This window comes from Amycolatopsis nalaikhensis, from assembly GCF_030264295.1.
Lineage (GTDB): Bacteria > Actinomycetota > Actinomycetes > Mycobacteriales > Pseudonocardiaceae > Amycolatopsis > Amycolatopsis nalaikhensis.
Map to the genome: position 1 here is coordinate 4,001,408 of NZ_CP127173.1, position 13,269 is coordinate 4,014,676.

The 13,269-nt window shown below is 70.6% G+C and carries 15 protein-coding genes and 1 pseudogene; 3 read left to right on the forward strand and 13 right to left on the reverse strand.

Annotated features, from left to right (window positions below; genetic code table 11):
• Window positions 1–137: 137 nt before the first annotated feature.
• From QP939_RS19855 to QP939_RS19870, 4 genes are read right to left on the reverse strand one after another with little or no spacing between them, the layout of a single operon-like run.
• Window positions 138–1,130, reverse strand: coding sequence for an ABC transporter substrate-binding protein (locus QP939_RS19855; RefSeq protein WP_285458312.1), 993 nt, complete (start codon window positions 1,128–1,130; stop codon window positions 138–140).
• Between the two features lie 44 nt (window positions 1,131–1,174).
• The gene (locus tag QP939_RS19860; RefSeq protein ID WP_285458313.1) at window positions 1,175–1,513 is read right to left on the reverse strand and encodes a hypothetical protein; all 339 of its coding nucleotides are present in this window, start codon (window positions 1,511–1,513) and stop codon (window positions 1,175–1,177) included.
• A complete protein-coding gene (locus QP939_RS19865) occupies window positions 1,513–2,697 on the reverse strand; it encodes an MFS transporter (protein ID WP_285458314.1) in 1,185 nt (394 codons plus the stop codon). The genes QP939_RS19860 and QP939_RS19865 overlap by 1 nt, the downstream gene beginning before the upstream one ends.
• Window positions 2,694–3,062 (reverse strand): hypothetical protein, encoded by a 369-nt coding sequence (locus QP939_RS19870; RefSeq protein ID WP_285458315.1) that lies wholly within the window; start codon window positions 3,060–3,062, stop codon window positions 2,694–2,696. The genes QP939_RS19865 and QP939_RS19870 overlap by 4 nt, the downstream gene beginning before the upstream one ends.
• A gap of 89 nt (window positions 3,063–3,151) precedes the next feature.
• On the opposite strand from QP939_RS19870, the gene QP939_RS19875 reads away from it, so the two are divergent.
• Together QP939_RS19875 and QP939_RS19880 are read left to right on the forward strand one after the other, a co-directional pair.
• Window positions 3,152–3,412 carry a helix-turn-helix domain-containing protein gene (locus tag QP939_RS19875; protein ID WP_285458316.1) on the forward strand — a complete coding sequence of 87 codons (261 nt, stop codon included), beginning with the start codon at window positions 3,152–3,154 and terminating at the stop codon, window positions 3,410–3,412.
• A gap of 244 nt (window positions 3,413–3,656) precedes the next feature.
• On the forward strand, window positions 3,657–4,103 hold the full coding sequence (locus QP939_RS19880) for an HIT family protein (protein WP_285458317.1): 447 nt from the start codon (window positions 3,657–3,659) through the stop codon (window positions 4,101–4,103).
• Window positions 4,104–4,117: 14 nt separating this feature from the next.
• Here the strand turns inward: QP939_RS19880 and QP939_RS19885 are convergent, their stop codons facing one another.
• The 8 genes from QP939_RS19885 to QP939_RS19920 are packed head-to-tail and all read right to left on the reverse strand — an operon-like array spanning window position 4,118 to window position 10,940.
• Window positions 4,118–4,822: an HAD family hydrolase gene (locus QP939_RS19885; protein ID WP_285458318.1), complete on the reverse strand. Its 705-nt coding sequence runs from the start codon at window positions 4,820–4,822 to the stop codon at window positions 4,118–4,120.
• Entirely contained in the window at window positions 4,809–5,390 is a 582-nt protein-coding gene (locus QP939_RS19890) for a histidine phosphatase family protein (RefSeq protein ID WP_285458319.1), read from the reverse strand. The genes QP939_RS19885 and QP939_RS19890 overlap by 14 nt, the downstream gene beginning before the upstream one ends.
• Window positions 5,387–6,343 (reverse strand): zinc-dependent alcohol dehydrogenase, encoded by a 957-nt coding sequence (locus tag QP939_RS19895; protein ID WP_285458320.1) that lies wholly within the window; start codon window positions 6,341–6,343, stop codon window positions 5,387–5,389. The genes QP939_RS19890 and QP939_RS19895 overlap by 4 nt, the downstream gene beginning before the upstream one ends.
• Before the next feature lie 50 nt (window positions 6,344–6,393).
• Window positions 6,394–6,990 carry a P-loop nucleotide/nucleoside kinase family protein gene (locus QP939_RS19900; protein ID WP_285458321.1) on the reverse strand — a complete coding sequence of 199 codons (597 nt, stop codon included), beginning with the start codon at window positions 6,988–6,990 and terminating at the stop codon, window positions 6,394–6,396.
• A complete protein-coding gene (locus QP939_RS19905; protein ID WP_285458322.1) occupies window positions 6,903–7,697 on the reverse strand; it encodes an NTP transferase domain-containing protein in 795 nt (264 codons plus the stop codon). The genes QP939_RS19900 and QP939_RS19905 overlap by 88 nt, the downstream gene beginning before the upstream one ends.
• Window positions 7,694–8,596, reverse strand: a complete 903-nt coding sequence (locus QP939_RS19910) for an LLM class flavin-dependent oxidoreductase (RefSeq protein WP_285458323.1) — start codon at window positions 8,594–8,596, stop codon at window positions 7,694–7,696. Before QP939_RS19910 ends, QP939_RS19905 begins: the two co-directional genes overlap by 4 nt.
• On the reverse strand, window positions 8,593–9,873 hold the full coding sequence (locus QP939_RS19915; RefSeq protein WP_285458324.1) for a hypothetical protein: 1,281 nt from the start codon (window positions 9,871–9,873) through the stop codon (window positions 8,593–8,595). The genes QP939_RS19910 and QP939_RS19915 overlap by 4 nt, the downstream gene beginning before the upstream one ends.
• Window positions 9,870–10,940 (reverse strand): Gfo/Idh/MocA family protein, encoded by a 1,071-nt coding sequence (locus QP939_RS19920; RefSeq protein ID WP_285458325.1) that lies wholly within the window; start codon window positions 10,938–10,940, stop codon window positions 9,870–9,872. Before QP939_RS19920 ends, QP939_RS19915 begins: the two co-directional genes overlap by 4 nt.
• Window positions 10,941–11,095: 155 nt before the next feature.
• On the opposite strand from QP939_RS19920, the gene QP939_RS19925 reads away from it, so the two are divergent.
• Window positions 11,096–12,613, forward strand: a complete 1,518-nt coding sequence (locus QP939_RS19925; protein WP_285458326.1) for a peptide deformylase — start codon at window positions 11,096–11,098, stop codon at window positions 12,611–12,613.
• Window positions 12,614–12,882: 269 nt separating this feature from the next.
• Here the strand turns inward: QP939_RS19925 and ligD are convergent.
• A pseudogene (ligD, locus tag QP939_RS19930) lies at window positions 12,883–13,251 on the reverse strand (non-homologous end-joining DNA ligase LigD); the annotation flags it as partial.
• Between the last annotated feature and the right edge of the window lie 18 nt (window positions 13,252–13,269).

Sequence of the window (13,269 nt, forward strand, 5' to 3'; positions counted from 1 at the left end):
CGCGCTAACCGTACCCGAGATGGTCCCTGAGGAGCCGCAACCACGACGGATACGGTCGGTGATCCGGCGTGGGCCGGGGAGGCAAGAACGGCCCACGACGGGGATGGCATCGTGGGCCGTTGACCTGGCGGCGCTGGTCAGCTGGTGGGCTGGCGGACGATCATGCGGCTGGCGTCGATGGCGGATGGGATGATGCCGAGCTGGAGCAGGGTGTCCGGAACGCGCTGGAGGCGGCGGGCGTCGAGCGTGGCGCCGTAGCCGGGGAGCTCCATCAGGGCCGCGGTGGCCTCGGTGACCTTGGCGTATTTCACGACGAGGCGTTCGACGAGGCCGCGGTCGTTGAGCGCGTTGCGAGTGCCCTTGGCGATCGCCCGCTGGAACGCCGCGATCGTCTTGGGGTTGGCCTGCGCCCACTGGGCGGTGGTGGCGTAGCCGGTGAGCGGGAAGTTCTGGGTGCTTCCGGTGCCGCCGACGTCGACGATCGGGATGGCGCCGACGCTGTGGGCGGACTCGGTGACGAACGGCTCCGGCATGTACGCGGCGTCGACCCGGCCCTTCTGCAGCGCGTCGGCCATGTTCGGCAGCGGCACCGGCACCCACTCGACCTTGGACCTGTCGAGGCCGCGGTCCAGCATCACCGACTGCGTCAGGACGTCCGAGGCGGCGTTCTTGCTGGTGATCCCGATCTTCTTGCCGGGCAGGTCTTCGACGTGCTTCACCGGCGAGGTGGGGACGGTGACGATCTTGTTGCTCTTCGGCGTGGCCGTGGTGGCGTCGGCGACCAGCCGGAAGTCGGCGACGCCTTCGCTCTGGGCCTTGAACAGCAGCGTCCAGGTGGTCAGGGCGATGTTGGCTTCGCCGGCGATGACCTTCGTCATCGTCTTGTCGCCGGACTGCGCGACGTCGATCTTGACGTTGAGGCCTTCGGCGGTGAAGTAGCCGGCGTCCTGGGCGGCCCAGAGTGGGGCGAGGTCGACCGTGCTGATGATCGACACCGTGAGTCCGGAGGTCTCCAGCTGGCTGCCCGCGACGGCGGCGGGCTTGTCCCCGCCGAGGGCGCTGCAGCTGGAGGTCAGGGCCAGTGCGGCCGCGAGGGCCGTGGTGAGGGCGGTGCGTTTCGCGGTGCGCACGCGTGTGCTCCTTCGAGGGTGGTGGGGAGGGGCGAACGACGTGTTCAGGCGCGGCTGAGCCACCGGCTGCTGAAGCCCTCGTGGAAGGCGTCGTCGGTGACGACGAGCAAGCGGGTACGAGCGTGGACGAGCCAGTCCCCGGCGCCCAGCGTCAGGTCGGGCTCGGGCTGTCGGGGCTGGCGGATGGTCGCGGTATCGCCGTGGACGGCGATCGTGGTTCCGGCGCTGAGGACGGCTTGAGCGGTGAGCTGCTCGACCCAGCCGCGGATGACGTCGTCCAGCGTCTCCGGGCCGGTGTTGCGGACGGCCTCGACCATCTGCCCGGCCTTGAGGCCGTGGGTGTCGTCCGCGCGGACGACCCGGTAGAGCTCGATTGCGGGCATCAGGGGACCTCCGGTGAGGTCGGGGCGGCGCGGACGTCGCCGATGGTGGTTCCGGTGAGGACCTGGCCGACGAGGGCGACGACGAGCACATACAGGGGCCAGGTCCAGGTGCCGGTGGCGGTTTCGAGCAGGCCGATGCCGAGGGCCAGGACGCCGGCGAGGGTGTAGCCGAGCCCCTGGACGATCGACGACAGCGCGGCGGTGGTGTCCGGGTCGCCTGCGGTGCGGTGGTTGAGGTCGACCAGGGCGAGCGCGAGGGCGCCGAGGCCGATGCCGAGCAGCCCGGTCCAGAGCCAGGTGACGGTGGCGGGGCTGATCAGCAGGCCGGTGACGCCGGCGATGCTGGATCCAGCGAATCCCGCGGCGAGCGGGGTGTGCCGGACGCGGCGGGCGAGGTACGGGACCGCGAGGGACACCGGGACGCCCAGCACCATGACCGCGGCGAAGTGGTGTCCGGCCTCGGCTTGGGTGAGGCCGGCGGCGTGCAGTATCGCTGGAAGTCTTCCCATCAGCAGGAACGTCACCGCCGATAACAATCCGAAGTGGACAGTCAGGGTGGCGATGGTGCCGCGTGGGGTGAGCGTCCTCGGGCTGACGCGCACCGCTGGGGCGGCCCCGGCCGGGGCCACGAGGTGGCGGCTGCTGCCCTGCCAGACGAGAAGGCCGATCGCGGCGAGCAGCGCCCAGCAGCCGAGCCCGATCTGCCACGCCACCCCGGTCGGCGTGAGCAGCGCGCCGACCGCGGATCCGGCGCCGAGGCAGGCGGTGTAGCAGGCCGCGGAGCCGGGGGTCGCGGTGTGGACGATGACCGGCAGCAGCGCGCCGAGGACCGCGATCGCCAGGCACGCCGCGGTGGTGCCGACGAGGATCGTGACGTCGCCGGGCAGGGTCCGGGCGATCAGCGAGACGGCGAGGACGCCGAGCGCGCTGGACACCACGGCGCGGATCCCGAACCGGGCCCGCAGCCGCCACGCCGTCACTCCACCGACCGCGAACGCCCAGGTCGGCAGCGCGACCAGCGTGGCGGCCAGGGGTGGCGACAGGCCGGCCGCAGTCTCGATGCGGGTCAGCAGCGCTCCCATGCTGGTGACCGCGGGCCTCAGGTTGAGCGCGAGGACGGCGACCGTGACGCCGGCGGCGACCGGGCTGAAGATCGCGGCGCGCGGGACGTGAGCGGTGGTCACGCCACACCGCCCGGGTCGTCCACCAGCAGGTTGGCCAGCCGTGTCCGGGTCGGGCACGGCACGGGCCTGGCGCACTCGCGGCACCAGCCACCCATCGGCGAGTGCGCGTTCCATTCGGCGGAGAGGGCGTCGATGAGGGTTCGCAGGGTCCGAGGACCTTCGACAAGGAGGTCGACGAGGTCGCGTCCGTCGAGGACTGCGACAAGGCGACCGTGACCGATAAGGCGGACGCCGGGCCGCAGCTCGATGCCGGCGTGCGTGGAGTCCGTGGCCACGGCCAGCGGGCCGCGGCGCTCGGCCCGGACGCTGAGGTCGCGCCAGTGACTCAGCAACGCGGGTGCGGTTGCAGGTGGTGAAGGCGTCACCTGATCGAATGTAGGTTATCTTCGACATTTTGTGCAAGATATTCGACAAAGCCGGGGATGATCGTCTGCCCCGGTAAGGTCCCCGGGCGATGAACCAGCGCGACGACGGCCCGCCCGATCACAAGCTCGAGCAGCACCTCGCGGCGACGGGCTTACGTCTGCGTGCCGCCCGCCGACGAGCGGATCTGACCCAGACCGAGCTCGCCGCGCTCAGCGGGGTGGATCGAGGCAACATCAGCAGGGCGGAGCACGGGGGCAACATCTCCCTGGAGACCCTGTGGCGCCTCGCCATCGCGCTGAACCTGCACGCCGCTGATCTCCTGGATGACCGCCTGCCCGGCAACGCCTAGTTCGGCTGGTCGCCGACGGGGTGCAGTGTCTCGGCTGGCCCGTCAGCCAGCTCCCGATGCAGTGAACGGTCCCAGCGTCCGCGACCCTCACAGGAGGCGCCGACGGGCCCCTGCGGCGACGCATGAAGCCGGCCAACTGACGGTGGCACAGCCGATATCGGAGCACGTTTTGCCAGCGGGTTGACTGTGCGATGTGGAGTGGCCATCAGCGTGGTTCGCGGCTCGTGACGGCGACGGTTGCGGCATGTGCGCCGACCAAGGATCACCGGACACCGGTTTCGGTGTCCGGTACTTGGTCGGGCGAAACGCCGACGCCTACCTGCAACGATCAGGGCAAGTGCGCGGCTACAGCCACGTCATCTGGCGGGGCCGCCACGTCGCCGAGGTCACGCAGCTGAGCGCACCGGAGGCTGCGGGTTTCTGGCTGGACGTGGTGGACGCCGCGCGTGCCGTGCAGGCGGTATGCCGACCGGTGACGGTGAACATCTCGGTGCTGGGCAACGGATTACCGCACCTGCATGCGCACCTGATCCCGCGCTACGCGGACGGTGATCCCCGGCCTGGCCGGCCCCTGCCGCACCGGTATCTCGATCACGGTCGGCAGGATGAGGCGCTGCTGGCACGCTGTGCAGCGGACCTGGCGACGTTTCTGGCCGCGCGTCGCGACGGGGACGACGTCCCCGTCGCGTAAGGCGCGTCAGACCGTCAGCGCGTCGTGGTCAGCATGCTGAGCAGACGCGGGATGTGCTCGGCGCCGTCGACGCGCAAGCCGTCCCAGGCTGCGCGGTGGTGCGCGACCGCGGTGGGGCCGCCACGTACCGGGACGCCGACTGCGGTCATCCCGGCTCTCTGCGCGCCGGCGAGTTCGTCGCCGCCTCCGTCGCCGCAGTACAACACCGCCGTGGCCGGCATGCCGAGCCGGTCGAGGACGCGCTCGTACAGCACCGGGTCGGGTTTGACGGCGTGTTCCCGGCAGCTGAACAGCGCTGGTAGCGGCGGTGCGCAGCGAGGCCAGGCGTCGGCGATGTCGGCCGAGGCATCCGACAGCACCGCCACGGCCACGTCGTCTTTGGCGAGGCGGTCGAGCATGGCCAGAATCGCCCGATCCCAGCGCAGGCGTTGCCGCGCCCGGTGCCTGATCCGCTGCTCGGCGGCCACCAGATTCGGGTTGCGCGCGCCGGATTTCTCCGCCAGTCCTGCCGCGATCGCGCTGACGGTGGCCCACTGGCCGAGGTGCCGTTCGCGCCATGACAGGCCGAGAGCGGCACGCACCGCGTCAGGGGCAACGCCGAAGGCGTCGGCGAGTTCGGTGGCTGCGTCGGCGCGGTCCCGGTGGGAGGGTGCGGCGACGAGCGTGCCGAACAGGTCGAAGACCACTGCCCGCACGGGTTCGCGCTCAGAGACGATCACGTAACGCCTCCAGGGCTTCGCGGGGGTGCTCCAGCACGGTCAGCGGTGGCGGGATCGGTTCGTCGAGTGGGTCGTGTCGGCGTCCGCAGAGGACGGATTCGACCAGGCGCCAGCAGGTGCTGTGGCCGACGGCGACCAGGGTGGTCTCTGGGGGCAGCGTGTCGTGCAGGTGCAGCAGCCGGCCGAAGATCCGTTTCTCGACGTCGAGGAGGGTTTCACCGCCGGGCGGGCGAGCGCTGTAGTGGGTGTCGACGCATGCCCAGGCGGGGTCGCGGGCGAGGTCGGCGAACGCGGTGAGGGTGTAGCTGCCGAAGTCGCGTTCGCGCAGGGCCGGATCCTGGATCGGACGGCGGCCGTGCGGGTGGGTGATGCGGTGGGCGGTGGTGAGGGCGCGGGGCTGGTCGCTGCTGTAGACCGCGAACGGCCCGGCCATGGTCAAGGCTTCGCCGAGGGCGGTGGCGTGGTGCAAGGATTCGGGCAGCAGACGGGAGTCGGTGCGGCCCATGAGCAGGCCGGCGGCGTTGGCGTGGGTCTTTCCGTGCCGGATGAGCATCAGGCGGGCGGTCATGACCGGCTCCAATCCGCGGTGAGGATGACCTTGAGCCGATCTGCGGCGGGGCGGTCGTAGAGCCGGTAGGCCGACGCGGCGTCGGTGATCGCGACGTGGTGGGTCAGCAGCAGACCCAGTTCGTCGAGGTGACGGCACAGGTAGGCCTCGGCCGATCCGAACCACTCCTGCCAGGTCGGGGTGATGCTGCCGATCAGGGTCTGGTTGCGGCGGAGCAGGGTCTCGAAGGGGACGACGTAGTCGGGTTCGTCGGGCACGCCCATCGCCAGGACGGTGCCGCTGTGCCCGGTCAGGGTGATCGCGTCGCGGAGGGTGTGCTGCTGGTGCCCGACCGCTTCCACACAGATCTCGGCCGGCTCGGGGTCGCGACGGACCCAGGCTGCGGCGGTGTCGCGAACGTGCCGGGTGAGGCCGAACGCGGCGGTGAGGGCGGGGTCGCGGATGACGGGGTCGACGCCGGTGACCACGGCGCCGCGGCGGGACAGGACGTGGGCGGTGAGCAGTCCGATCGGCCCGAGCCCCAGCACGGTCACGCGCCGCCCGGACAGGTCGGCGGCGAGCTTGCCGGCGGCGTAGAGGACGGTGGCGATCGGCTGGATCAGCGTGGCCTGGGCATCGGTGAGGTGATCGGCGGCTACCGCGTGGGTGGCGGCGAGCTCGGCGAGGTAGACCTCGGCGAGGCCCTGTTCCTGCACGGGCATCGCCAGGACACGGCGGCCGGCCTGCATCCCGGTGGCCGGGTCGGCATCGACGACGTAGCCGACGCATTCGTGGATCGGGAATCCGGTGGTGCCGCTGCGGCGGTCGGCGGTGGAGCGGACTTTGGGCATGTCGCTGCCGCAGATCGCGGCGGTGGCCAGCCGGACGCTGATCTGGCCGGGGCCGGGGTGCGGAGCGGGTGCATCGGTTCGGTGATCGAAGTCGAAGGGACCTTTCAGCTGCAGGGCGTGCATGGTGGTCGGCTCCTCACTCGTGACGAGGCCGCGGCGCCTGAGGGTGGTGCTCAGGCCGGCGGCGAAGTGGGTGGATGTGTCGGATGGTCGAGCAGGGTGGCCAGCTGCGCCGCGAGGTCGTCGAGGGACACCGCGGCCGGGTCGGTCGCGTCGATGGTCAGGACATCGCCGGGCACGTCCAGCGGCTCGTAGGCGCCGGCGAGCAGCTCGGCGGAGAATTCGTCGAGGTTGTTCTGGTCGCCGTGCCCGGGGTGGCGTTCGGCGGTGGCCGAGCGCTCGGCGAACCGCTTCAGCAGGGTCGGGCCGTCTGCAGTGAGCTGGACCTGGACGACGCGGGCGCCGGTGTCCTTCACCAGCCGCCGGAAGTCGTCGCTGGAGTGGGTTCGGCGGAAGTTCGATTCGGTCAGGCAGGATGTTCCGGCGCCGAGGATGTCGGTGAGCTGGGTGAACAGCACGGCTGCGGCGGCGGCTCCGAATCGCTTGGACTGCAGCCGGTCGTCGTAGCCCAGGGTGTCGAACAGGGCTTCCTTGATCGCGTCGCGCGAGAGCAGCGGCAGCGTCAGCCGGGTGGCGAGTCCGCGGGCGAGGGTGCTCTTGCCGACGGCGGGCGGACCGGAGATCGCGATGACGGTGGGACTGCTGGGCACAGGCTGGCCTTTCGGTCGGGGGCGACGATGAGGTCGGCCGGCGTCTCGACGTGCAGCCAGTCGCCGGGGACCGCGCAGAAACCTAGCGCCGCGTCCGCGACGAAGAAGCCGAGGGCGCGGGTGTGGCTGATCCGCCGAGCGCGCATCAGCGCCAGGACCTCGGCGGTGAGCAGGTAGGTGTCGACCACCTCGTACCGGCCGGGGCGACCGTGGGCGGGTGTGTCGGCGGTGCGGTGCCAGGAGGTGACGGTGTCGTGGGTCGCGGTGAGGGTGTAGTGCCCGCTCGTGCGCCACTGCTCGCTCGCGGCCACGACGGGCCGGCCGCTGCGCCGATGCTCCTCGAGCATCCGGGGAATGAGGGTCTCGTAGTCGAGCAGGACGTTGCCCGCGACGATCAGCACCGGGTCGGGCAGGTCGCGTGCGGCGTGCTCGACACCCACCCAGCCGGCGCCGTGCTCGGCCACGGCCTGGATCCGCGGGTCGATCCGGGCACGCCACTGTCGGGCCAGGTTGGCGACTTGGTGGCCGTGGTGGCCGGTCAGCAGCACGATCGGGACGTCGGGGCCGGACACGGCGGGACACAGCCGAGCGAGGAGCAGCTGCAGCAGCGGGGCTCCCCACAGCGGCGTCAAGCACTTCTGCCGGTCTCGCGACGTCGCGCCCATGCGGGTGCCGGGTCCGCCGCACAGCACGATGACCGAGGTCATGACATGACCAGCGGAAGCACGGTGTCGGCGAACCGGCGCAGGGCGTGCAGGTCGTTCGTGCACACGCTCAGGTAGCCGACACCGGCCTCGATCCGGCCGCGCAAGGCCTCGGCGGCCTCAGCAGGACTGCCGCCCAGAAGCCACCAATCGGCCTCCGGGTCGGTGGGCGCGGCCGTGGGCATGTCCCGGATCTGCAGATGGAACACGGGTGCGGGCCACTCCGGCGGGCTGGCGCGGCGTACGAGGTCCATCTGGGCTGCGACGGATGCGGCGGTCGGACGGCCGGTCGCGCGATCCCACGTGGGCACGGTGAGCGCGACGACGTCGGCCGTCGCCGCCGCGAGACGCAGCATCCGCGGGCCGCCGGCAGCCACGACCAGTGCCGGCGCCGGGACACCGGCGGCGTTCGCTGCCACCGCCGCGCGGGCCTCGACGTCGTCGGCGTCCTCTCCCGTGTCCGGTGAGCCGGGACCGGGCCAGGCGTGACGGAGCAGGGTGAGCGTGCGGATGAGGGTGCTCATGCGAGCCTGGGCGGTCTCGCCGAGCACGGCCAGATCACTGCCGAGCCACCCGGCGCCCAGGCCCAGCTCGAACCGCCCGGAGGTGATCCGCTGCAGCGTGGCCGCGGAGCGCACGATCTGGGCAGGGTGGCGCAGCGCGTCGAGCAGGGTCATCGTGCCCAGACCGATCGTGCGGGTGTCGGCGGCCAGCCGCGCCAGCAGCGCGACCGGGTCGGGCAGCGCGACCGGTCGCCCGCCGTCGGCGCGGGTGAGGTGGTCCGGCAGCGAGATCGTGTCGTAGCCCATCGCCTCGATCTCGACGGCGGCGCGCACGATGCTGCTGATGTTCTGGTCGGCGTGGGGGGTGTACTGCACGCCGATGCGCAGGCTGGGTGTCATCGCTGGTTCTCCTCGACGGTCGTCCACTCGGTCAGGGGCGGGTAGCGCGCGGGCACCGGCGAGGGCGGGTCGAGGTTGACCAGCTGGTAGCCCAGCGGGGTGGCCGAGGCGCGCCGCATGGGCCGCCCGCGTGCCGCGACGGGCTCGTCGGCCCCGATCAGCTGCTGCAGAAGTGCGAACATCTCGACGCCGAGCGCGAAGTTGCTCCCGTCGTTCTTCGGCAGGTGCGCGTGCGGCAACGCCACAGCGGAGGTCACCCGACCGCGGCCAGAGCGCAGGGCAGCGGCCAAAAACGACAGCTCCAGCCCGTAGCCGGGGGCCAGCGGTATCACCGACCAGGCCGCCAGCGTGGCACCTTGGTCGCCGTGCAGCAGGAAGGGGAAGCGGGTCAGGGCCTCTTCCATCGGGTGAGCGTTACGGCTGGCCAGGTACTGCGACAGCCCGCGCGACGATCGGCCACCGGCCTGGGTGTAGCGGCCCATCGCCGTGGTCAGCTCGTCCAGCAGCGCGGGGGTCAGCGTGCGCTCCAGCACCTGCCGCGTCGGGAGTGCACCCGGTGGCAGCGTCGCGCTGACCGTGGGGGCATGCGGCACGGCGCGCGCCATCGCTGCGTCGAGCAGATCCAGGAAGCTTAGCGTCCGATCCGTGCTCGCCTTCATCGTCAGCTCCGCGTCCGCCACCAGCCGCAGCCCGCCGCCTTTGGCGAACTCCAGACCGGTAAACCGGGTGTCGGCGGGAGCGCCGCCGTCCGGGGAAGAGAAGCCCAGCGCCCAGGGGGCGTAGAGCACCAGCGCGTCAACCGGGTCGTAGACGAGGTAGTCGCTGTCGAGGAACACCACAAACTGCCGGTCGGGATTCCACGACCGCGACCGCAGCATCGCCAGGCAGGACAGCAAGTGCTCCGTCTTGCCCACCTGCGGTAGCAGGGCGCCGTCCGAGCCGGCCAGCGTGGGATGCTCGGACCACACGGGATCGCCGGGCTCGAGCAGGTCGGTCAGCTCGCGTGGCACCGGGCCGCCCTGGTAGGAGACGACCAGTTCGACCCGGTCGGTTCGCAACACCGGGCCCAATGCCCGGCACAGCCGTGCCGTGGTGGTGAACCGCTGTGGGTCGGTGCCGTGGCACAGCAGGATCAAGTGCACCCGCAGGTCGTGCCGACACAGCGCGTCCTCCACCCGGGCTCGTAGCCCGCTCACGCCGCCGGTCGGAGCAAGCAGCGTGTCGAGGTCGATGTCGAGGACGCGCTCATGTCCCGGAGCGCCCAGGGCGGCGCTCATCGACCGGCGGCGGTGTAGAGCCGGTCGATCAACTCGGCGACCGCGGCGGCCTGGTCTCCGGGGCAGAGCGCGGCGGTGCCGGTGGCGACTGCTGCCACGAAGTCGGCGTAGAGCGAGGGCGGGTCGGGAAGCACCGGGTAGCTCACCTGTTCGTGGGCACCCGGACGGCCGCGGAACACCGTGAGGTCGTAGTCGCGGTAGGAGTCACCGACGTTGCTCACGCGCAGACTCGCCTCGGTACCGCGCAGTTCAAGCAGCACGTCTTCCGCACGTGGCAGGTGCCCCAGGAACGACATCTCCGCGTGCACTGTCGCTCCGCCGTCCAGCTCCAGCCACGCCGCGACGCTGTCCTCGACGTCGCCGTCGTCCTCGCAGCGCCGCAGCAGAGCCCGGCTGGTCACCGCGCGGACATCGAGCACCTGCGGGAAGTCCAGCATCCACAACGCGAGATCCAGGCGGTGAGTGCCCAGGTCCAGCAGCACCCCGCCACCGGCGCGGGCCCGATCCCGGTACCACGAACCGGGAGCGTTGTCCCGGCGTAACCACCGGGTTCGGGCGGCGTAGACGTGCCCCAGCGCGCCGGTGCGGACAAGTTCGCGGGCCGCCCAGTGCGCGCGATCGACCCGGAAGTCATGCAGCGCCGCCACAACCAGCTCGTTCGACTCGGCCAGCTCCACGAGTTCGCGCGCCTCGGCTCCGGTCACGCACAGCGGTTTCTCCACCGCCACGTGCAGACCCGCCTGCAGCGCCTCACGCGCGTAGGCGGCGTGCATATCGTTGGGCAGCGATACCACCACCGCGTCCACGACGTCGTCTTCAAGCATTTCCGCCCAGCTCACCGCTCGGCATCCCGGCGACGCAGTCCGCAGTGCTGCCCGTGTCCTCTCCGGATCCAGGTCGCACACCGCGGCGACCTCCGTCCGGGCGACGGCGTGAAAGCCGGCCACGTGACGCATGCCGTGCCGCAGCCCCACCACCCCGACCCGCACCGGACGCGTCGAGTCGTCAATCCCGATCTGGGTGTCCACTTGCCCCTCCTCGCGTTGCTCGACCACCTGCCAGCTCACGACCGGCGCCCTCGACCGTCTCCTTCGGCGGATTGGGTGCGGCGGTGGCGCTGCGAGATCAAGGACACCGCGAAGCGAGGAAGGGCAACTAGACTGAGAAGCGACTCACGGTGCGTTCACGCACACTCACGGTTGCCAGAAAAGCGGAGACGACGATGACGACGGGCTCGACCAGCACCACCGACGCCGGCGGAGCCGACCCGGAGGTGAACGTGTTCGCCGTCGAGTTGGAGCGCTGGCGCGACGTACGCGGCTTTTCCCGCGCCGCCCTGGCCAAGGCGATGGGCTACGACCGTTCCTACGTGTCCAAGGTGCTCTCCGGCACCGAGCGCCCCTCGGAGGCCTTTGCTGGGCACGCCGAAATCGCTCTGCGCGCCGGCGGTGCCCTGCACACCGCGTTCCGCGACTTTGAAGCCCACCGCACGCCGAAGGTCCGCTCTGCCGTTCCGCCGATGCCCGACACCACGACCGGAGCCCGAAGCCTCGTTGTCGATCACGACGACGCCACCCTGCGCTACGACGACGGCGTCTACCGGCTCACCCAGCGGCGCCACCTCGTCAACGAAGGCACCGAACCGATCACCCGCTACCTGATCCGCATCTCCGTCGACCGCTACCCCGGCGACCCGGAACGCTCAAACCAGCTCTACAGCGAAAACCCGCTCGCCTGGGACGAAATCAACCTGCACGCCTGGCACGGCCCGAACCGGGCCGACGCGATGGACTGGACTCCCCATCACGACCGCGACGCCTTCAAAGAAGTCTGGCTGCTCTTCGCAGGCGAACGCGGACACTTTCCCCTTTATCCCGGAGAATCCTGCTGGATCGAGTACGAGTACACCGTCAGCGAAGTCCACTGGGGCAACTGGTTCCAGCGCGCGGTCCGGCTGCCGACCCGCACTCTGTCGGTGTGCCTGGACTTCCCCGCGGACCTCTCAGCGGCTGTGTGGGGACTGCACACCTCGATGACCGCGCAAGCCATGCCGTTCGCCACCGCCATCGCTCGTGACGCCACCGGCGACCGGCACGTGTTCTCCTGGTCCTGCGAAGACCCGCCGCTGCACGCCCGCTACCGCCTCGAATGGGACTTCCGCGGCCGTGCCGCAGCCCTCGACGGGCCGCCGCCCGCGCCGAGCGACGTGATGGCGTCGCTCGGCATCGTGCAGGACACCGACCCGGCCCTGCGCCGCGTCGCCCGCCGCTTCGACCTCCCGGCCGAGGCCGAGGATGCCCGCCGGGTGGTGACCGAGCTGAACTCGGCGTGCGAACGCGTCGCCCAAGCCCACACGTTCGGCAAAGGAATGGGAATTGCCGCGCCACAAATCGGGATCGACCGGGCCGCGGCGATCGTGCGCACGTCGGATGGCGAGACGATCACCTTGTTCAACCCCACGATCATCGAGTCCGCTGGCGATATCGACGAGCAGTACGAGGGTTGCCTGTCCTTCTTCGACGTTCGCGGGCAGGTCCCACGCGCGCACGTGATCCAGGTTGAGCACACCACCATCGACGGCCAGACGAAGATCACCGTGTTCGAGCGCGGCGTCGCGCGTCTCGTCGCCCATGAGGTCGACCACCTGCACGGCACGCTCTACATCGACCAGATGCGTGACGGCGTCAACCCGATCCCGGTCGAGCAGTATCGCGGCACCGGCTCGGCCTGGAAGTACTGACCGCCCATGGCGCTTGGCCTAAACACCGTGAAAGCCAAAGGGGAGGTCGAAGGCAGCGCAAGGTGAACGGTGGCAGGCGAGATCGGGGTGCTGTTTGCGCATCTGATAGTTCGACGGAAGAGAGCAATCGTCTCGGTGGAGTTCTTGACGACGATGGGATCAAGTCGACTTATCCACAGGCGGTTTGAGGTGTGGGCAATCTGTGGACAGTCCGCGGGCTTCTACGAGCGCTCGTCCGCACCTCAACGGCTGCCGTGGGCTGGGGCTTGTTAGTCGGGCAGCTTGGTGCGGGTGTCACCTAGGCCGACGAGCAGGTCGCCGTGGCGATCGACGCGGTCGAGGACATCGTCGGCGGTGAACGTCAACTGAGCAACGTGGCGGCAGGCTTCGACTTCTTCCCAGGTGATGGGGGTGGACACGGTCGGGTGGTCGCGGCCGCGCAGGGAGTAGGGCGCGACTGTGGTTTTGGCCGGGTTGTTCTGGGACCAGTCGATAAGCACCCGGTTGGTGCGCTGATTCTTCGCCATCACCGCAGTCACCTGCTCGGGCGTCTCGCGGGCAAGCTGTTGCGCCAGCTTTTTGGCGTAGGCGGACGGAGCGGCAGGATCGTTGGTGTCGATTGCGGTGTAGAGCTGCATGCTTCACCGGACTAGCGA